At 39.5% G+C, this 19,767-nt stretch carries 14 protein-coding genes; 5 read left to right on the forward strand and 9 right to left on the reverse strand.

Going from position 1 to position 19,767, the window contains the following annotated elements; all coding sequences use genetic code 11:
* Nucleotides 1-234: 234 nt before the first annotated feature.
* From lap to HCX62_RS06795, 4 genes are all read left to right on the forward strand, one after another.
* The gene (lap, locus tag HCX62_RS06780; protein WP_185637896.1) at nucleotides 235-2,835 is read left to right on the forward strand and encodes an adhesion-mediating acetaldehyde/alcohol dehydrogenase LAP; all 2,601 of its coding nucleotides are present in this window, start codon (nucleotides 235-237) and stop codon (nucleotides 2,833-2,835) included.
* A gap of 122 nt (nucleotides 2,836-2,957) precedes the next feature.
* Nucleotides 2,958-3,386, forward strand: coding sequence for a VOC family protein (locus tag HCX62_RS06785; RefSeq protein ID WP_185637898.1), 429 nt, complete (start codon nucleotides 2,958-2,960; stop codon nucleotides 3,384-3,386).
* 82 nt (nucleotides 3,387-3,468) lie between these two features.
* Nucleotides 3,469-4,389, forward strand: coding sequence for an ABC transporter ATP-binding protein (locus HCX62_RS06790; RefSeq protein WP_185506974.1), 921 nt, complete (start codon nucleotides 3,469-3,471; stop codon nucleotides 4,387-4,389).
* Entirely contained in the window at nucleotides 4,386-5,453 is a 1,068-nt protein-coding gene (locus HCX62_RS06795; RefSeq protein WP_185637899.1) for an ABC transporter permease, read from the forward strand. The genes HCX62_RS06790 and HCX62_RS06795 overlap by 4 nt, the downstream gene beginning before the upstream one ends.
* A gap of 36 nt (nucleotides 5,454-5,489) precedes the next feature.
* Here HCX62_RS06795 and HCX62_RS06800 read toward each other — a convergent pair whose 3' ends face one another.
* The 9 genes from HCX62_RS06800 to HCX62_RS06840 all read right to left on the reverse strand — a co-directional run bounded on the left by HCX62_RS06800 (nucleotide 5,490) and on the right by HCX62_RS06840 (nucleotide 18,993).
* Nucleotides 5,490-6,464, reverse strand: coding sequence for a S66 family peptidase (locus tag HCX62_RS06800; protein ID WP_185637901.1), 975 nt, complete (start codon nucleotides 6,462-6,464; stop codon nucleotides 5,490-5,492).
* Nucleotides 6,461-7,042 (reverse strand): DNA-3-methyladenine glycosylase I, encoded by a 582-nt coding sequence (locus HCX62_RS06805; RefSeq protein ID WP_185637903.1) that lies wholly within the window; start codon nucleotides 7,040-7,042, stop codon nucleotides 6,461-6,463. The genes HCX62_RS06800 and HCX62_RS06805 overlap by 4 nt, the downstream gene beginning before the upstream one ends.
* Before the next feature lie 11 nt (nucleotides 7,043-7,053).
* Nucleotides 7,054-7,287, reverse strand: coding sequence for a hypothetical protein (locus HCX62_RS06810; protein WP_185637904.1), 234 nt, complete (start codon nucleotides 7,285-7,287; stop codon nucleotides 7,054-7,056).
* A 103-nt stretch (nucleotides 7,288-7,390) separates the two neighbouring features.
* A complete protein-coding gene (gene acnA / locus HCX62_RS06815) occupies nucleotides 7,391-10,093 on the reverse strand; it encodes an aconitate hydratase AcnA (protein ID WP_185637906.1) in 2,703 nt (900 codons plus the stop codon).
* A 158-nt stretch (nucleotides 10,094-10,251) separates the two neighbouring features.
* Nucleotides 10,252-11,052 (reverse strand): STAS domain-containing protein, encoded by an 801-nt coding sequence (locus HCX62_RS06820; protein ID WP_185637908.1) that lies wholly within the window; start codon nucleotides 11,050-11,052, stop codon nucleotides 10,252-10,254.
* 23 nt (nucleotides 11,053-11,075) lie between these two features.
* Nucleotides 11,076-11,498 (reverse strand): general stress protein, encoded by a 423-nt coding sequence (locus HCX62_RS06825; protein ID WP_185637910.1) that lies wholly within the window; start codon nucleotides 11,496-11,498, stop codon nucleotides 11,076-11,078.
* Nucleotides 11,498-14,716, reverse strand: coding sequence for a DEAD/DEAH box helicase (locus tag HCX62_RS06830; protein WP_185637912.1), 3,219 nt, complete (start codon nucleotides 14,714-14,716; stop codon nucleotides 11,498-11,500). Before HCX62_RS06830 ends, HCX62_RS06825 begins: the two co-directional genes overlap by 1 nt.
* 84 nt (nucleotides 14,717-14,800) lie before the next feature.
* The gene (locus tag HCX62_RS06835; protein WP_185637914.1) at nucleotides 14,801-17,872 is read right to left on the reverse strand and encodes an AAA family ATPase; all 3,072 of its coding nucleotides are present in this window, start codon (nucleotides 17,870-17,872) and stop codon (nucleotides 14,801-14,803) included.
* A complete protein-coding gene (locus HCX62_RS06840) occupies nucleotides 17,869-18,993 on the reverse strand; it encodes an exonuclease SbcCD subunit D (protein WP_185637916.1) in 1,125 nt (374 codons plus the stop codon). Before HCX62_RS06840 ends, HCX62_RS06835 begins: the two co-directional genes overlap by 4 nt.
* Nucleotides 18,994-19,108: 115 nt before the next feature.
* Here HCX62_RS06840 and HCX62_RS06845 point away from each other — a divergent pair, with 115 nt between their 5' ends.
* Nucleotides 19,109-19,717, forward strand: a complete 609-nt coding sequence (locus HCX62_RS06845; RefSeq protein WP_008948009.1) for a lysophospholipid acyltransferase family protein — start codon at nucleotides 19,109-19,111, stop codon at nucleotides 19,715-19,717.
* Nucleotides 19,718-19,767: the final 50 nt, after the last annotated feature.

Genomic DNA, 19,767 nt, shown 5'->3' on the forward strand with positions numbered 1-19,767 from the left:
ATTAACCAAAAAGTGACTTTCTCAAAGGACTTTCCAACTATCTTTGCTTATTTGTGAAGTTTTTCACGTGAAACACTGGACAAACTTTTATTGATGGATTATACTAACGGTGTAATCAAATAAAACAAATGAATACGGCGAAGCAACAAGCCAAATTTTTTTGGATTATCAGGGACGTTAAAAGTCTACTATGGACGTTTTGAGTCCCGAACAAATATTAGGAGGTTCTGGAAAATGGCAATTAAAGAAAATGCGGCCCAAGAAGTATTAGAAGTTCAAAAAGTGATTGACAGATTAGCAGACAATGGACAAAAAGCATTGAAAGCATTTGAAAGTTACAACCAAGAACAAGTAGACAATATCGTACACGCAATGGCGCTTGCCGGACTTGACCAACATATGCCCCTTGCAAAATTAGCAGTAGAAGAAACTGGACGTGGATTATACGAAGATAAATGTATTAAAAACATCTTCGCGACAGAATATATTTGGAACAGCATCAAAAATAATAAAACAGTCGGCGTTATTAACGAAGACGTACAAACAGGTGTGATTGAAATTGCTGAACCAGTTGGTGTTGTTGCCGGCGTTACACCAGTAACTAACCCAACATCTACTACCCTTTTCAAAGCAATTATCGCCATTAAAACGCGTAACCCAATCATCTTTGCTTTCCATCCAAGTGCGCAACGTTGTTCATCTGAAGCAGCAAGAGTTGTTTACGAGGCAGCAATTGCAGCTGGAGCACCAGAACATTGTATTCAATGGGTAGAAAAACCTTCCCTAGAAGCAACAAAACAATTAATGAACCACGATAAAGTAGCACTTGTTCTTGCAACTGGTGGTGCTGGAATGGTTAAATCAGCATACTCTACTGGTAAACCTGCACTAGGTGTTGGACCAGGTAACGTACCAGCTTACATTGACAAAACAGCTAAAATCAAACGTTCTGTTAATGACATCATTCTTTCTAAATCTTTTGACCAAGGTATGATTTGTGCTTCTGAACAAGCAGTAATCGTAGACAAAGAAGTAGCTAAAGAAGTTAAAGCAGAAATGGAAGCCAACAACTGCTACTTCGTTAAAGGCGCTGAATTCAAAAAATTAGAAAGCTATGTTATCAACCCTGAAAAAGGAACACTTAACCCAGATGTAGTTGGTAAATCCCCTGCATGGATTGCAAACCAAGCTGGCTTCAAAGTTCCAGAAGATACAAAAATTCTTGTAGCTGAAATTAAAGGTGTTGGCGACAAATACCCACTATCTCACGAAAAATTAAGCCCAGTTCTTGCATTTATCGAAGCTGCTAACCAAGCAGAAGCATTCGATCGTTGTGAAGAAATGTTAGTATACGGAGGACTTGGACACTCCGCAGTTATTCACTCTACTGATAGAGAAGTTCAAAAAGCATTTGGTATCCGTATGAAAGCTTGCCGTATCATTGTAAACGCACCAAGCGCACAAGGCGGTATCGGTGACATATATAATGGCTTCATCCCTTCCCTAACTCTTGGTTGTGGATCTTATGGTAAAAACTCTGTATCACAAAATGTAAGTGCGACTAACTTGCTGAACGTTAAACGTATCGCGGATCGGAGAAATAATATGCAATGGTTCAAACTTCCACCAAAAATTTTCTTTGAAAAATATTCCACTCAATACCTTCAAAAAATGGAAGGCGTTGAACGCGTATTTATCGTAACTGACCCAGGAATGGTTCAATTCAAATACGTTGATGTTGTAATTGAACACTTGAAAAAACGTGGCAATGACGTATCTTACCAAGTATTTGCTGACGTAGAACCAGATCCATCTGACGTAACAGTCTATAAAGGTGCAGAATTAATGAAAGACTTCAAACCAGACACAATTATCGCTCTTGGTGGTGGTTCTGCAATGGATGCTGCCAAAGGTATGTGGTTATTTTATGAACAACCAGAAGCTTCATTCTTCGGCCTAAAACAAAAATTCTTAGATATCCGTAAACGTACATTCAAATATCCTAAACTTGGTCAAAGAGCGAAATTTGTTGCGATTCCAACAACAAGTGGTACAGGTTCTGAAGTAACTCCATTTGCGGTTATTACAGATAAAGAAAACAACATTAAATACCCTCTTGCTGACTACGAACTAACTCCAGACGTTGCGATTGTCGATGCACAATACGTAACAACTGTTCCAGCACATATTACTGCTGATACTGGTATGGACGTTCTAACTCACGCAATTGAATCTTATGTATCCGTAATGGCAAGCGATTATACTCGTGGACTTTCCATCCGCGCAATCGAACTTGTTTTTGAAAACTTACGTGAATCCGTTCTTACTGGTGACCCAGATGCGCGTGAAAAAATGCATAATGCTTCTGCCCTAGCTGGTATGGCGTTTGCGAATGCGTTCCTAGGAATTAACCATAGCTTGGCTCACAAAATTGGACCTGAATTCCACATTCCTCACGGTCGTGCGAATGCAATCCTTATGCCACACGTTATCCGTTATAACGCACTTAAACCTAAAAAACATGCGTTATTCCCAAGATATGAAAGCTTCCGTGCTGATGAAGATTATGCTCGTATCTCTCGTATTATCGGCTTCCCTGCTACAACTACAGAAGAAGGCGTTAAATCACTTGTAGATGAAATCATCAAACTTGGTAAAGATGTTGGTATCGACATGAGTCTTAAAGGACAAAATGTTGCTAAAAAAGACTTGGATGCTGTTGTAGATACACTTGCAGATCGCGCATTCATGGACCAATGTACTACTGCCAACCCTAAACAACCTCTTGTAAGCGAACTAAAAGAAATTTACCTAGAAGCTTACAAAGGTGTCTGAAACTAGCTAACTTGTCCACCATTAATATATAAAGTTAGAAGAAAGCGCAAGTCCATCCCAGGGCTTGCGCTTTCGCTTTAGTACTAAAATTAGTATAATGAAACAAGAATGGAGTTGATTTAATGATACAAGTAGCGGTTCCCTATTTTACTTTTGACGGGGAAGCCCAGGAAGCACTAGACTTTTATAAAAAAGTGTTCCAAGCAGAAATTACGCAAACGCGTTACTTTCACGAGATGGAAGGATTTTCTGGAGATAAAAAACTAGGAGAACGAATCCTACATGCGAGACTTACGAAAGAGAAAAAAGATTTATTTTATTTCTCTGATACGTTTGAAGGCGAAACAGACGCGGGTAATCGCCTATCACTTGCGGTGAATTTTAGTTCCGAAGCAGAATTCGTTCATGCTTTTGTCCTACTTTCCAAAACCGGCACCGTCGAAATTCCAATTCAAAATACATTTTGGGGCGCAAAATACGCGAAAGTAATCGACCACTACAGTATTGACTGGCAACTCAACTTAGAAAACGTGTCTACTACTAAAGTATGATTTTTCCCCCTTCTCTAGTCGAATGTATTTAGAACTAAAAAATAGTACAATTTAGAAGTGAGAGAAGAAAAGGAGTGAGTTCATGACTGAGACAGTTTTAAAATTAGAACATGTCACGAAAAAAATTGGGCAAAAAAATATTGTCCACGATATCAGCTTTGACATACATAAAGGAGAAGTATTTGGTTTACTTGGCCCAAACGGTGCTGGTAAAACGACTATCATCCGCTCGATTGTTGGTTTAATTCGTCGCACAGAAGGTACCGTTTTTATTAATGGTAAAAATGTCGACACAGAATATAAAGCAGCTATTTCTGAAGTAGGCGCAATTATTGAAAATCCAGAATTTTATATGTATATGTCTGGATGGGCAAACTTAAAGCAATTCGCGCGCATGAGTCAAAAAAACATTACCGACGAACACATTCGTGAAATCGTTGAACTTGTCAAACTTACAGGCGCAATTGACCAGAAAGTAAAAACCTATTCCCTTGGTATGCGCCAACGTTTAGGTGTTGCCCAAGCATTAATTCATAGCCCTGCTCTACTTATTTTAGATGAACCTACCAACGGACTTGATCCACAAGGTATGGCTGAATTTAGAACGCTGATTCGCGACTTAGCGACAAACGGCACTTCTGTTTTAATTTCCAGCCATTTACTGAGCGAAATCCAACAAATTACGGATCGATTCGCGATTATTAATAAAGGTGTTTTAACGCATATTGAAAAAATGAGTGATCTCGTTGAAAATCATGTTGCTGTCTACAAATTAAAAGTCAGCGATCCCGAAGCAACTAAAACAGTTCTCCCTACACTCCCAGTCAAACTCGTTGCTCAAAAAGATGATTTATTCAAAATCGAAGTGGCTCATGAAGATATACATCTAATTGCCCGCGCGATTATTCAAGCAAATATTGATTTATTAGAAATGGTTCCACTTCAAGCCTCCCTTGAAGAGCGATTCCTTGAATTAACTAAAGGTGGAGGTGCGGAAGTATGATAGCATTAGTAAAAAATGAATTTACCAAATTATTCTCGAGAAAATCAAGTTGGATTATGCAAATTGTCTTATTTGTAGCAGTTTTAGCTCTTGCTCTATTAATGTTTTTTGTGAGTAAAATAGATACAAGTGGTACTGAAGGCGGCGATGCAAGTAATGCCGGGATTACTGCTTATTATGATAATAAAGGTGCACCAGTCAGCGAAGAAGAATACTGGAATTCGGCTGATAAAGATGGTAATCCGACATATAAATCCGAAACATTATCATTAACAGATTCTGTTGCTTATTTAAAAGCCCAAAAACAAGTAGCTCCAAACAAAGATGAAAAAGAAATGATCCAAAAACAAATTGATTTCTACCAAGCTTACGCAGATGCAGGCAAAAAACCTGCTAGTAACACAGCTGGAATTTCAAGTGCAGATTTCTTTGCTTCATTAGGTAGCTCCGGAGCCATTGCGACAATGCTCGTTGTTGTTGTAGCAAGTATCATCGTTGCAACCGAGTTTTCTGGTGGTACTATCAAGCTATTACTAACGCGTCCGTACTCTAGAAGTCAGATACTTTTCTCTAAATATATCATGTGTATTTTTTATAGCGTTATTAGCTCCATCACACTACTTTTAGCTAGCTTTATCTTTTCGTTTATTTTACCAAAACAATCTATTTTCATGCCGCTCTCCCCTTCAACGGGTGCAATGACAGCTTGGGAACACGCTTGGATGCTACTCGGTACGAACTTCTTACTGATGATCGTATACGCAACTATCGCGTTCTTCTTCTCATCTGTCGTTCGTTCACAAGCCCTTGCAGTTGGTGTCGGCGTTGGTGTACTATTCTCAGGTGGAATTATTCGCCAACTACTTCCTCTCGCTATTGAAAAATACGACTGGATGAAATGGATTATCTTCAACTTGCTTAGCCTAAACGACACAGTTGGCGGCGACAAAATCGCTGGTGGCTTGGCAGATTGGCAAATCATCGCCGGGTTAGGTGTTTATACAGCGATTATCCTCTTCTTCACATTCTTCTTATTCAAAAAACGAGATGTCGCTTTAAGTTAAATTTTAAAAAGGCTGTCCGCATTGGACAGCCTTTTTTTAATGTCTAATAATTTGAATTTTATCGATATGATTTGTATCAATTCTTGCGGTTCCACCAATTGGGAAAGTCGCAATTGGCTGTGTATGTCCAAAATCCGCGCCAGATATAACAGGGATTTTTTGTAAAGCCGTCTTCGTTTCAATGATATAAGCTAATTTCTCCGCCGTCATTGCTGTTTTCTGTTGGAAACGACCGATTACCAGCCCTTGAATCTCATCTGCACCCGGTTGGCTAAGTAGCGATTCCAAATCACGGTCAAATGTTTCTGGAACAGTCATAAAATCGTCTTCAATAAACAAGATCGCACCCGCCAAATTCGGCATATATTCGGTTCCTTGCAGTAAATTAAGCGTGCATAAGTTCCCGCCAATAATAGTCCCTTCTGCCTCTCCCGGTTGCATAACAACTAATCCGTCATTCGGGATGAAATTTCGATTCTCTTGATCCAAATACCAGTCATCATCACTCCATGCCGCACTTTCTTTAAGTGTGAATGGCTCTTTTTGTAATAAACAATCACTAAATGATTCAAGTACATAGTCCAGACCTTTTTCCATTGAAAAACTAGAAAAATGCGCACCGGAATAAGTAATCAGTTCGGTTTGTGTGTAAATGGCTGTTGCGAGTGCCGTAATATCTGAAAAACCGCATAAAATTTTAGGGTTTTCCGAAATTAAATCATAATCTAAATATGGTAACAATTGATTGCTATTAAAACCGCCGATAACGGTTAAAATCGCTTTTACATTGGAATCATTGAAGGCTTCGTGGATATCAGCTACTCGCGAGCGAATGCTAGAGCTCATCATACAATCCATTTCTGCTACGTGTTCGCCAAAAGTGACTTTAAAACCCATGTCAGTTAGGCGCTTAACTGCAATCTCGACTTGATTCTCAGCCATGATGCCGATAGAACGACTTGGTGCAATAATACGGATTTCATCGCCTTGTTTTAACTTTGCTGGAATCATTTCGTCCCCTCCCTATTAAGCGTATGGAATGGGCACGAGCGCAAATGATCATCAAGAATACCAATCGCTTGTAAATAAGAATAAATGATTACGGGTCCAACAAATTTAAAACCGCGTTTCTTTAAATCTTTACTGACTTTTTCGGATAACTCTGTGCTAGCTGGGACTTCTCCCATTCCATGCCATTCGTTAATAATTCGCTCTCCATTTGTAAAACCCCAAATGTAGTTAGCAAATGATCCAAATTCAGCTTGGACTCTTTGTGTAGCTAGCGCGTTGGTACGAACTGCTTTTACTTTTAGACGGTTCTTCACAATTGCCGCTTCCTCAACAATTGTCGCTAACTCATCATCCGTCAGCAATGCGCATTTATCAATATCAAAGTGAAAAAAAGCTTCTTGATAGGCTTTTCTTTTATGTAAAATCAATCTCCATGAGAGCCCGGCTTGCGCTCCTTCTAAATTAAGCATCTCAAATAAATATGTGTCGTCTTTACTCGGGACACACCATTCTTTATCATGATATTCTAGTTCAAACGGATCATTAATCGACCATGGGCAACGTAATTCTTCAGGCAAGTGAGTTCCTCCTATATAGTTAAAATATAATGCACGCTAATTAAAACAGCCACAAACAGGCCAATACAACTCCAAATTAGTCGTTTTTCTTTCCACTGACTAACTGCTACAGCAATACTTAATGCTAAAAATAAAAAGAGCAGCCAGTTCGGAACATCCGGTTGATAGTCACTTGTGAAAATAAGATACCCTACTACCACCGCAATTATTCCTGTCGTAATGAAACTTATCTTTTGATACCGCATTCGCTCAAGCCTCCTATTAACCAATAATAAAACATACGTTCTGTTTTTGCAAGTGAAAATAAAAAAGAGACGAACTTTTTTTGGCTCGCCTCTTTTTTACAAGTTATTTCAATTTGCCACGTAGGACCATTGGTAAAATCCCGCCATGACGGTAATAATCAATTTCTACTTCTGAGTCAAAGCGTGCAAGTGCATCGAAAGTAATGCTTGAGCCGTCTTCACGAACAGCGGTTACTTTTACGAGGTCTCTTGGCGCTACATCTTCACCGATTTCGACTTGTAAGCTTTCTGAACCAGTTAGGCCTAATGTTTCGGCATCTTCGCCTGGTTGGAATTGAAGTGGTAAAACACCCATCATTACAAGGTTAGAACGATGAATCCGTTCGTAGCTTTTTGCGATAACTGTTTTAATTCCTAGTAAGTTCGTTCCTTTGGCAGCCCAGTCACGTGAGGAACCCATTCCGTAATCGTCGCCAGCAAGAATGACTAAGCCAGTGTTATTTTCGATATATTTTCTAGAAGCATCGTAAATCGACATTACTTCGCCAGTTGGCCAGTAAGTCGTATAGCCGCCTTCTGTTCCTGGTGCGATTTGGTTTTTAATACGGATATTCGCAAATGTTCCGCGCATCATAACATCGTGATGACCACGACGAGAGCCGTATGAGTTGAAATCACGAATTGCTACGCCTTCTTCTTGAAGGAATTTCCCGGCTGGCGTATCTTTGCCGATTGCTCCAGCTGGTGAAATATGGTCGGTTGTAACGGAGTCACCAAATTTACCGATAACGCGAAGTCCGGATAATGCTTCTACTTTGCCAGCTTCTTTTGCTAAATTGTCAAAGAATGGCGGATTAGCGATATACGTCGAATTTTCATCCCATTTGTATAGAGCATCCTCGGTTGTTTCAATCGCGTTCCAAGCTTCATTTTCATCAAAAACGTGGGCATATTGTTCGCGGAAAAGTTCTGGCGTTACGGTTTCTTCAACAAGCGCCTTCACTTCTTCTGAACTTGGCCAAATATCGTCTAAGAAGACTTCTTCGCCGTTATTCCCGCGTCCGATTGGTTCCGTTAGCATATCAACATTTGTTGTTCCAGCAAGCGCATAGGCTACGACAAGCGGTGGTGAAGCTAAGAAGTTTGCTTTCACAAGTGCATGAATACGGCCTTCAAAGTTACGGTTACCACTTAATACGGCGGAAACGAGCAAATCGCTATCTTGAATAGCTTCTTCAATTTCTTCTTTTAATGGACCTGAGTTACCGATACATGTCGTACAACCATAACCAACTAAGTCAAATCCTAGTTTTTCTAAATATGGAAGTAAGCCAGCTTTTTCCAAGTAGCCTGTTACAACTTTGGAACCGGGAGCTAAGGAGGTTTTTACGAATTTTGGTACTTCTAAGTCTTTTTCGACTGCTTTTTTAGCGACTAAACCGGCGCTTAGCATGACATATGGGTTAGATGTATTGGTACAACTAGTGATAGCCGCGATTGCAACCGAACCAGTTTTCATAGTGGATTGATCGCCATTGCCAAATGTAACGGTTACTTCTTTGTCTAAGGCTGATTTATCTAGTCCGAATCCTTGGTTCCCGGCTTTTGCAGTAATGGATTCACGGAATGTTTCTTTCATTTTCGAAAGTGGAATCAAATCTTGTGGACGTTTTGGTCCCGCTAAATTTGGTTCAATCGCAGAAAGATCGATTTCCACTGTTTGCGTGTAGTTTGGTTCTACTTTTTCTGGTGTGAAGAATAAATCGTTCGCTTCTAGATAAGCTTCTACTAATTCGATTTGTTCTTTGTCACGGCCAGTAAGTTTTAAGTAGTTAAGCGCTTCTTTGTCGACTGGGAAAAATCCGCAAGTTGCGCCGTATTCTGGAGCCATGTTCGCAACGGTTGCGCGGTCAGCAAGTGGCAATGTCGCAACACCTGGGCCGAAGAATTCAACAAATTTCCCTACTACTTTTTGTTCCCGTAAAACTTGAGTTACTTTTAGTGCAAAATCGGTTGCTGTAGCTCCGTTTGGCAAAGCGCCGATTAATTTTACGCCGATAACTTCTGGAATTGGGAAGTAAGAAGGTTGACCGAGCATGCCAGCTTCTGCTTCGATACCGCCAACGCCCCAACCTAAAACGCCAATACCGTTAATCATCGTTGTATGGCTATCTGTTCCAACAAGGGAATCCGGGAACGCTACAAATTCGCCGTCTGCTACTTCATTCGCAATTACGACGTTTGCTAAATACTCTAAGTTAACTTGGTGAACGATACCTGTTGCAGGTGGAACGGCACGATAGTTATCAAATGCTTTTTGTGCCCAATTTAAAAACTGATAACGTTCCATGTTGCGTTTGAATTCAAGGTCCATATTGATTTTAAGTGCCTCTGGATTCGCATAGCTATCAACTTGTACCGAGTGATCGACAACCAAATCAACCGGAATTTCTGGATTGATTTTTTCTGGATCGCCGCCAAGGTCCGCCATTGCTTTACGTAAAGAAGCTAAATCAACGACTGCTGGAACTCCTGTGAAATCTTGTAGAATAACGCGCGCTGGTTTGAATGGTACTTCGCCTTCATTGCCATCTTTTGACCAGTGGGCTAAGTCTTCCACGTGTGAATCCTTAATGACGCGACCATCTGCTTGTCTTAATACAGATTCCAGTAAAACACGTACAGAATAAGGTAGTTTCTCGATGTTTGTAAGCTTGTCCTCTTCTAAGGTTTTAAGTTTGTAGTAATGATACGTTTTGTCGTTCAGTTGAAATGATGCTTTTGATTTTTCTTTCCAATTAGTCATCCACGTTTCCTCCTTCAATTCTTGAAACGATTGGTCTCTCTCATCTATTGTACTTAAAAACAAGCGATAAGTAAACAAAGAGAATCTGCTATAATTCAATAACTTTTTCTTATAACAAAAAAGATGAACGACAACGGGTGCCATTCATCTGTGCAATATTAAACTAAATTGGTTAATGCTTGTTCTAGCGAGCCATATGATTCGAGTTTAGAAATGTTTGATCCAACTTGAATCGTGCGCTGCGCAAAGCTTGGTTGCATGCCGGAAAGTATTGGTACTAAGCCGATTAGTTTAAAAGATTGAATCATATCTTCCATGTGCTTCGTTGCAAAATCATCTTTTAACACCGCGCTAGAAAAATCGATAACAATCGTGTCTAAATTCAACTTATCCGCAGACTCGACAGCTTTTTCTTTCATAAAGTAGCCTCTATCATCATCCAAACTGCCGACAATTGGCAAGACACCGATAGAATCAGTGATTGGAATAATTCGCGTTGATAATTGAATGATTTCCTTTCGCTGAGCGGCAACTTGATTTCTATTTTCTTGCATAAAACCTTCTAACAGCTGTTGTTGAATCGATGCAAGAATATCTTTTATCTCTAACATAAAATGGATAATATCTGCATCTGTATAAAAAACGTCTTCTGTTTCTTTCCATTTGAGTAAGCTCGTGATGATAAATTTATCAATTTCGCTCATATGTTGATGAATTTTTCTAATATCTGTTTTATCATTGAAGCGTCTTTTGCCAATGGTTTCGAAATCGCGTTCTTTTACATCAGTAATGACATCAATAATCATGCCGCATGACGCAGTACTTAGTGAACGAATAGATGCTTCATCCTCGCCACCACTAAGTCTTAATTTATATTCGTCCGTTTTAATATAATAATTTTCATAAAACATATTAACTAACATCGAACGACGCTCTATTAAAAATTGCTTAATCTGCATAAACTTCTCCTTTTTCACCGATATTATCTCGCAAAAATTAAGATGTTTTCTGCATGTAGATTTTCAATCATTTTATTTACTTGTTCGTCTGTTAAGTCAAAGTCTTCTAGTAATTTTTTGACAGATTTATCGTCTGTTTTGGAGAACCATTTGGCAAAAGGACCAGCTGCGTATAAAGCGCCGTATTTAGGATTGTAGGCTTGTGGAATAACAATAGCGCCACTTAGGGATTGCAGAATTCCAGAAATAATACCGAATGCTTCTTCGTTAACCGGACGTTCGATTTCGATGTTTTCTTGTTCTGCTAATGTTTCTAGGTTTTTGTTGTGTTTAGATTTAGCTAGAACGGAAATATCTTCTTTTTCATAGCCCTCACTTACTAATTTATCGATGATTTCCTCTGCTGCCGCGACATTTTGAACTGCGAATACTTCCCACTTTTTCATTATTTGTCATCCCTTCCATTATCCAATTGTAATATTTGTTTAATTTCTTCTGTGCTTAATTTTCCTAGCATTTGTTCCCCTGGCTGGATAAGTTCATCCACTAGCGCTTGTTTTTTCTTTTGTAAATCAAAAATTCGTTCTTCAATCGTTCCCTTCGTAATCATCCGAAACACTTGGACGACACGTTTTTGACCGATTCGGTGGGCACGTCCGGTAGCTTGTTCTTCAACAGCCGGATTCCACCATAAGTCATATAAAATCACGGTATCTGCCCCAACAAGATTGAGTCCAGTTCCGCCAGCTTTTAGAGAGATTAAGAAAATGTCGTTCTCTCCTTCGTTAAAAGCGTTAACCATATCTAGTCTTGTTTTCGCAGGTGTTTTGCCGTCCATATAGAAAAGCGTTTGCCCTTCTTCTTCTAATTTCCGGCGAATAATCGCAAGCATACCCGTGAATTGGGAGAAAATCAGAATCCGTTTACCGTTTTCTCTTGCTGTCTGTATTGTATCAAATAACTGTAGTAATTTACCAGATTCACCTTGATAATTTTCCACAAATAAGCTCGGGTCACAACAAATTTGGCGTAAACGGGTTAATCCCGCCAGTAATTTGATTCGTTCTTCCCCGGCATTACCATTACTCGCTTCCAAATCAGCTTGAATTTTTTCTAAATAAGCTAGGTAAATTGTTTTTTGTTCATCGGTCAATTCAGAATACAGGTTTGTTTCGATTTTGTCTGGTAGTTCTTTTACTACGTCTTGTTTTAGTCTGCGTAACAAGAACGGACGAATCATTTTGGCGATATTGTCGTAAGGAATTTCTTTGAATTTACGTAACGATGGGAAAAATCCTGGCATTAATGTTTGGAAAATTGCCCATAGTTCATCGATGCTATTTTCAAGTGGCGTTCCACTGAGTGCAAAAACATGGTTGCGTTTCAGGGCGCGCACTGCCTGTGATGCTTTCGTGTGGTAGTTCTTAATGGCTTGCGATTCGTCGATGATAACGCTCGAAAAAGCGACATCTGCAAAATTCACGATATCTTGGCGTAATGATGGATACGATATTAAATAAACGTGGCCTCGCTTCATCTCTTCCATTTCCGCCATACGGGATTGTTTCGTTCCATGTAAAACGGTCACTGGAATCGCTGGCGCAAATTTCTCTAGTTCGCTTTGCCAGTTATAAAGCAGTGAAGCTGGCGTAATAATTAAGACAGGTTTTAAGTTCGGATTATCTTCTAATTCCGATGCCAGGAAACTAATCGTTTGCACGGTTTTCCCAAGCCCCATATCATCCGCCAAAATGCCACCTAGATTATATTTCGCGAGTGATTTCATCCATTCAAAACCAGTTAGTTGATAATCACGCAACTCTGCATTTAAATTTTTTGGCAAAGTAAAATTGTCTTCTGATTGAGTTGTGATATCTGTTAGCAATTCCCGGAAAGAGCGGCTGAATTTATGATGCTCGTCTTGAGTCCCCGCTCCTAAAATATCATAAATTTGCATACCACGATAAAGCGGCACTTGCATATTCGCTTGGACATCTTTTTTACGTACTTCGAGCATTTGTAGTACGTCTTCCATTTGCTTATAGTTTTCTGATTCGAGTGATAGGAACCGACCACTTTTAAGGCGATGATAGCTCCGTTTTTCTCGCAAGGATTCAAGGACACTTTGGACCTCTTCTTCTGGAATGCCTTTGAAATCAAATGATACAGAAAGATAATCGTTATCGCTTGAAACATCAAGTGTTGTCACTGGGCGGACGTTCTCTTCTACCATTTCTTCTAGGCCGTCTTCCATATAAATCTCTGCGTACTCGGCAAGTTTTGGAATGGTGCGATAGTAAAATTGATAGAGATCTTTTTCTTGTTTATTGACTACCATTTTTGTTCCGGAAAAATGAACGGCTGCGCTTTCGATAATGTTCATCACCCGGGCTTCTTTTTCGACATCGCGAATCATGATTTTTTCGTTTTCTTCTTCGGTTGTCGCAAACGGATCAAATAATTGATTGCCATAGTGATATTCTAGGCGCAACGTATGCTCGCCGTATTCGAGTGCAATAAATAATTTGCAATCAAGTGGTTGCTGCGTAATCCGGTCCTCAATCGAGTCATCCAGTTTTAATTTCCCGCTTTTCTGTAAAGCTGGTAAAACGTAGGAAATAACTTCACTTAATTGAGATTCTGTAAATTGCACCACTTCATTTTTCGTCACTTTATGAAATTCGATTAACGGTTTTAACGATTCCCACACTTCTTTTGCAGGAATGAAAAAAGTTCCGTCAAAAAACAGTAATTGATAAGCTTCAAAAAAGATTGCTTGTTGCAAGTCATCCAATTCTAGTTGGTATTTGTCATCGGCGCTTTTTTTGAGTTCAAAAATGAAATCAAGGTTGTCATGACGGACGTTGATACCGCGGTATTTAATATCTTCCACGCGTTCTTTCATAATAATGCAAGTCGTATCGCGTTCAGTGAGAAGTTCTAATAACTCGCTCGCCATGCTCGGTGGAATGGTGAGGTTTTTCTCTTCCGCGTAAGATTTGGACCAATAGAAAGAATCTGTATCATACATTTTGGCAATTTCACTGATTTGCAGCAGTTTATCAAGAATTTGTTTGTCTTCTTCGGCAAAGAAATGCTCATTTGGATCATAAGCGAAATTCTTGGTAAATACGAGCCACTGGCGATCGCGAATTGCGGCTAAAAATGTATTCATGTTTTTGACAACATAGGTCCGGTCAGTCCCTACTTTCACTTCAATCGTCATAATATAACTCGCATCATCTGGTTTTAAGCGAATAATATATTGAGTTTGAAGTGGCGTTTTATTCGTATTGTCGTCTTCCACTTCAAATTGTTGCGCCATATTTTGTTGAAAAAGGGAAAGAAGTGTATTTGATTCTTGCGTGAGAATGCGATTTTTAAAATCTTGTTTGGCCGCTTTCTGCTTTTCTTTTTCCATTTTCAAATGAGTTGCGTAGATATGTTTACAAATAGCATTCAATTGAAAATCGGCGCAACTACACGCATAATTTTCATTGCCAGCATCTTCCACGACATTTTGATCAATAAAATACGTTGAAAAATGGTCTGAGGCATCCTTTTCACGAAACTGAATAATTTCTCCGTCTTCCATCAGTTTCTTTCCAGCCTGCTTCACACTATATGGAATCATTTTATTTTGAATTGCTGTAAAGTGCTCCATTACTTTCTTCCTCCCAAAAACCGTCCATTACTCTAAACTACTATTATATAGGAAAAGACGAGGGACGGCAACGCATGCGGTCTTTTAGCTACTAGCAGTGATAAATTTAGTGGTACTTCCGTGATTTGTCGCCGTTACTTCAAGCCTTGCTGAAATTCGTTCTTTTAGTTCTGGCACATGGGAAATAATCCCAACTAGGCGACCATTCTCTTGTGTTTCGAGTAAACATTCTACTGCGGCTTCGAGTGATTCTGGGTCTAGTGTGCCGAAACCTTCATCAATAAACATCGTCTCCAGAGAAATCCCACCCGCCATTTCTTGGACAACTTCGGCGAGCGATAAAGCAAGCGCTAGGGACGTTTTAAAGCTTTCTCCACCAGAAAGTGTTTTTACGTGGCGCGTCAATCCGGTGTATTCGTCAAAAACTTCAAGCTCTAAGCCACTTTGGACGTTACCTTTTGCTTTTTCCATTTTTCGTTGGAGTTCGAAACGGCCACTTGTCATTTTCGCTAAACGGTGGTTCGCTCGGTGGATGATGGTGTCTAGGAACATCGCTAAAATGTATCGTTCAAAGGTTAGACGGCGGGCGTTTTTCCCGCGTGCTGCATCTGCAAGTAAGCCAATATCCGCATAGTTTTCTTCCGCTTTTTCAACTGCCTGGATACTGTTTTGGTAGTTTTCGACGAGTTCTTGGCGTTTTGTCACCAATTCGCGTTGTTTGATGGTGTTTTCTTCTGATTGGCTGAGTTGTTGTTGTTTTTCTTGCATGATAAATTCGAGTTGTTCGATATTTGGTTTTTGTTTATCTTTAAGTTTCTTCGTTAAATCTGCTTGACGCGACATGGCTAAATGGCGTTTTCGCTCAAAATCTGCCAGTTGTTCTTCTTGGCTTTTTAGTTCTTCGGCGGACATTAATGCTTGTTTATAGGCATCATATGACAGAAAATCATTTTGCTTCATCGCAGCTTTAAAGATTTCGCGCTGTTCTTGTAATGCTTCTCGCGCACCTAAAGTGGTTTTTTGTGCGGATTGCAGCGTTGATTCTAGTTGAGTTGTAGCTTTTTCAGCTTGTCTGAATGCTGCATCGACACGCTCAGCTTGTTCAATATGTGTTTGAATGCTGCTGTTTAGTTCGTTTTTCTTACGTTCAAAAATGGCTTTATCCCGCAACTCAGCTGGGATAGATTGTTCTAAATAACTTAATTTCCCGGCAGCTAGTTGGACTTGCTGATGTAAGTTTTCTACTTGCACAGCAATATTATTTTTTTCTGTTTCTGCTTTATTTTGGTTGTTTTTTAATGTTTCCAGTGTTGTTTGGATGGTTTCTTTTTGTGCTATCTTGGTTTGTAGCATTTCTATTTGTTCTGTTAGATTTTTTGCTAATTGGGTGTTTTCAGCTAATGTTTGTTCGACTTCAGCTAAGCTTATTTCTGCAATATCTGCCCATTCATTTAGTTGCCATTCGAGCTGGCTGATGGATTTTTCGGTTGAATCAATCGCTAATTGTTTTTCACGTAGCTTTGCGCTAGCTGCTTCGAGTGTTTCAAGATTTGCGGCTTCTCCAAATTCCGCGAGCTCTGGGTGTGATACGGAACCACAGACAGGACAAGCATCGCCATCATGCAAATGGGTCGCAAGTAAGGCAGCTTGTTCTTGTTGTCGTTTTGTTTCTTCTTGTTTGATCGTTGCTTCTATTGCGTCCTTTTCCGTTAACAGCTGGGCTAGCGTTTGTTCTTCTACTTGCTTCTGCTTATCCCAGGCAGCCATTTTCATACGCTTATTAACCAATTCTTGATTTTTTTCGATGCTTGTTTCGATAGTTGTTCGCTCATTAATTGCTTCTAAATTGGCGATTTCTGCTTGATTTACTTCTGCTAACTTCGCTTCCATCACCTGCATTTCTGCAATGATTTCTTGCTCACTTTTCACTACTTTTTCTAAATGACTAGTTGCTTCTTTCCAGTCCAATTCGGCGCGTCTTTTTTGGATAGTCACCGCTTCTAATTCAATAATTTTCGGTTCCATTTCTTCCAGTTGAAACAGTGTGCGTTTATTTGTTTCTAGTTCAGCTTCTTTTTCTGCCAGTATTTCCTTTTGTTGTTTCGCATGTATAAATTGGCCCGATACCCGTTCTACCTCGATTGCCAATTGTTTTTCCGCTGTTTCTGCTGATTCCAATTGTTCTTTCAAACGAATACAAAGTGCATCTTGAGAACGTAAATTGCTCGCTCTTTTAGCAGCTTCCATGCGCACTTCTATCGCTTGATAAAAATCTTTTTCCGCTTCTAGTTTGGCTACTTCTTTTGTATAAACATCTAGATTTTGCCAATCAAGCAGTTGTTCTTTTGCAAGTGTGACTTTTTCGACAGCCTCACTTGTTTGTTTGCGAATAACGCTTAGTTCCGTCTCTAATTCCACTAACGTCGCTTGTTCTTGCTGTATTGCTTCCGCCTGCAAAACACTGATTTCACTAGTCGTTTTCCCAGCCACCTCAACTCCCGGTAAACTAAGTTCCGCAAGCTCTGCCACTTTTTTGCGCGCTTCTACAACTAAAACCTCTGCTTCTTTTTGTTTTTCCCATAGTAAATTTTCGACTTTTTCATAGTAAACGGTATGCGCTAATCGTTGCAAAATCACTTCTTTTTCTTTACTATCCGATACGAGTAATTCTCTAAATTCACCTTGTGGAATCATCAAAATCTGTCTAAATTGATCCACATTAAGTTGAATTAATTCTTCCATTTTTGTATTCACATCGCGAACCGAACTCGCAAGTAGCTTCATTTCGTCGCCAATCAACTCATACAATTCCGCTTTTTGCGGCGAAGTGGTCGTTCCATTCCCGCGTTGTTTCGCAATTTCTTGTTGCGGAATCCGGCTAATTTGATAAATTTTTTCTTTCAATCTAAAAACTAGCGTTACTTCGGTTACCTCTTTATCGGTCGCAAAATGACTACGCATCGAAAAACTTTCCCGATCAAACGTATTCGCTTTTCCAAAAATCGCAAAACTAATCGCATCAAAAATAGTTGATTTTCCCGCGCCTGTTTTACCAGAAATCACAAAAATTTGTTCCGTTCCCAGTTTTTCAAAGTCGATTACTTCTTTTTTTGCATAGGCTCCAAAAGCTTGCATCGTTAATTTAATCGGTCTCATTCAGCATCCTCCTTCCTTGCTTGTTCGAAAACATCCGCTAACTTTTGTTTTTGGGTTTCCGTTAATTCTGTTCCATTTACATGTTCAAAAAATTGCCCAAATAGCTCCAAATCATCTTTTTTCATAATTTCTTCAAAGCTATCTTGCGTTTCTTTTAAGGTCTGTTTTTTACGTTCTAAATGTAAAATGTTTGGATAAAATTGGCGCAGTTTCCCCATTGGATCAATCAAAGCACCTTCATCCATTAAATTAACTTGGAAGAAATCATTGGGATTTTCTACTAAGTTTTCCGTCAGTTCCGCGAGGGTTCCAGAAATAATCCGCATATCATGTTTTGGTGTTAGAAAGCGTTCTGTCACACTAACTAGCTCTTTGCCTTCCATTTCCACAATCCGGACGCTTTTATGATCATTTGCTTCTGAAAAAGAATATTTCAAAGGCGAACCACTGTAAAAAATAGATGGATGGCGAATCGCATGCGGGTGGTGCAAATGACCAAGCGCGGTATAAGTAAAACCGTCAAAACAATTTGTCGAAACTCGATCGACATTCCCAATCGCCAGTTGGCGCTCGGAATCACTCGGAATTCCGCCAGAAACGAACGCATGTCCAACCAAAATCTGCGCCTTACTTGGATCCCATTTAGAACGAATTTGTTTCGTCACGGCTTGCATAGCGTCTTCAAAACTACGAATGGAATTATCCGCAAAAACCTCCCGAATAATCGCTGGTTCATGATATGGTACAAGCCATACTTCCGCATCCATAAAAGGAATTCCTTCAAACTCCGAAGTACATTTCCCTTTCATATATAACTTGCTACTTTCATACCACTGGCTACCAAACGCCAGTCGCTCAGCACTATCATGGTTCCCGCTAATCGCAAAAATCGGAATACCAAGTTCGACATTCCATTTCACTAAAATATCATTTAATACTTTCACCGCATCAGCAGGCGGCACAGCGCGGTCATATAAGTCCCCTGCCAAAATAAGTGCATCTACTTGCTCTTCCTCGGCAATCTTCGTTATTTGCGCCAAAATGTACTTTTGTTCCGCAAGCATCGACATGCCAGATACAATTTTCCCTAAATGCAAATCGGCTGTATGTAAAAATTTCATTGGTTTCCTCTTTTCTTTTTCCCGGAGATTATTTATTTTTAATGCAAAACTCGTCAATTTTAAGTATACTAGATATAGTTTAAAAAAATAACTAGCAATACTGGGAGTGAAGAAGTTGTTTTATCATTTCGCAAAAAACCTCGTTCATTTTATTTTAATTATTATTGGTGGACGATTTCAAGTACAAAACAAAGACAAAATCATTGAAGCACCTTATGTGGTTGTTTCCACGCATACGTCATGGATTGAAATTCTATACCTCGGTTTCGCCCTATCGCCAACACCAGTGCATTATATGGCCAAACAAGAGCTATTCAAAGGTAAATTCCTTAACTGGCTAATGACACACCTTAACGCCTTTCCAGTCAACCGTGATAACCCGGGACCAAGCGCCATTAAAGCGCCAATCCGGATGCTAAAAGCTGGCAAAGTAGTTGGGATTTTCCCGAGTGGTACACGAAAAACAACCAACCTTCATTTAAAACGCGGTGCTGTAACAATCGCTCATAAAGCAAAAGTTCCTATGCTACCCGCTGTTTATGATGGACCAAAAACATTTGGAGAAATTTTAAAACGTAAAAAGATTATTATTCGTTTTGGCGATCCAGTACTATTCAATGATACCGAACTTGACCAAAAAGAGCTACTAGAAGTTAAATCTCAAGAACTAATGAACACTTTCGAACAGCTTCAAAACGAAATTAATCAAACAAAAAACAAATAAAAAAAGACAGTTTCTTTTTAGAAACTGTCTCAGACTGTAAGGAAAGTAAA

Origin of the sequence: Listeria swaminathanii, assembly GCF_014229645.1 — a bacterium.
In the GTDB taxonomy this organism is placed as follows: Bacteria; Bacillota; Bacilli; order Lactobacillales; family Listeriaceae; genus Listeria; species Listeria swaminathanii.

Bases quoted from the DNA above. Each gene is read 5' to 3' on its own strand.
- lap (WP_185637896.1), top strand. From the start codon at position 235: ATGGCAATTAAAGAAAATGCGGCCCAAGAAGTATTAGAAGTTCAAAAA.
- HCX62_RS06785 (WP_185637898.1), top strand. From the start codon at position 2,958: ATGATACAAGTAGCGGTTCCCTATTTTACTTTTGACGGGGAAGCCCAG.
- HCX62_RS06790 (WP_185506974.1), top strand. From the start codon at position 3,469: ATGACTGAGACAGTTTTAAAATTAGAACATGTCACGAAAAAAATTGGG.
- HCX62_RS06795 (WP_185637899.1), top strand. From the start codon at position 4,386: ATGATAGCATTAGTAAAAAATGAATTTACCAAATTATTCTCGAGAAAA.
- HCX62_RS06800 (WP_185637901.1), bottom strand. From the start codon at position 6,464: ATGATTCCAGCAAAGTTAAAACAAGGCGATGAAATCCGTATTATTGCA.
- HCX62_RS06810 (WP_185637904.1), bottom strand. From the start codon at position 7,287: ATGCGGTATCAAAAGATAAGTTTCATTACGACAGGAATAATTGCGGTG.
- acnA (WP_185637906.1), bottom strand. From the start codon at position 10,093: ATGACTAATTGGAAAGAAAAATCAAAAGCATCATTTCAACTGAACGAC.
- HCX62_RS06820 (WP_185637908.1), bottom strand. From the start codon at position 11,052: ATGCAGATTAAGCAATTTTTAATAGAGCGTCGTTCGATGTTAGTTAAT.
- HCX62_RS06825 (WP_185637910.1), bottom strand. From the start codon at position 11,498: ATGAAAAAGTGGGAAGTATTCGCAGTTCAAAATGTCGCGGCAGCAGAG.
- HCX62_RS06830 (WP_185637912.1), bottom strand. From the start codon at position 14,716: ATGGAGCACTTTACAGCAATTCAAAATAAAATGATTCCATATAGTGTG.
- HCX62_RS06835 (WP_185637914.1), bottom strand. From the start codon at position 17,872: ATGAGACCGATTAAATTAACGATGCAAGCTTTTGGAGCCTATGCAAAA.
- HCX62_RS06840 (WP_185637916.1), bottom strand. From the start codon at position 18,993: ATGAAATTTTTACATACAGCCGATTTGCATTTAGGGAAAATTGTATCT.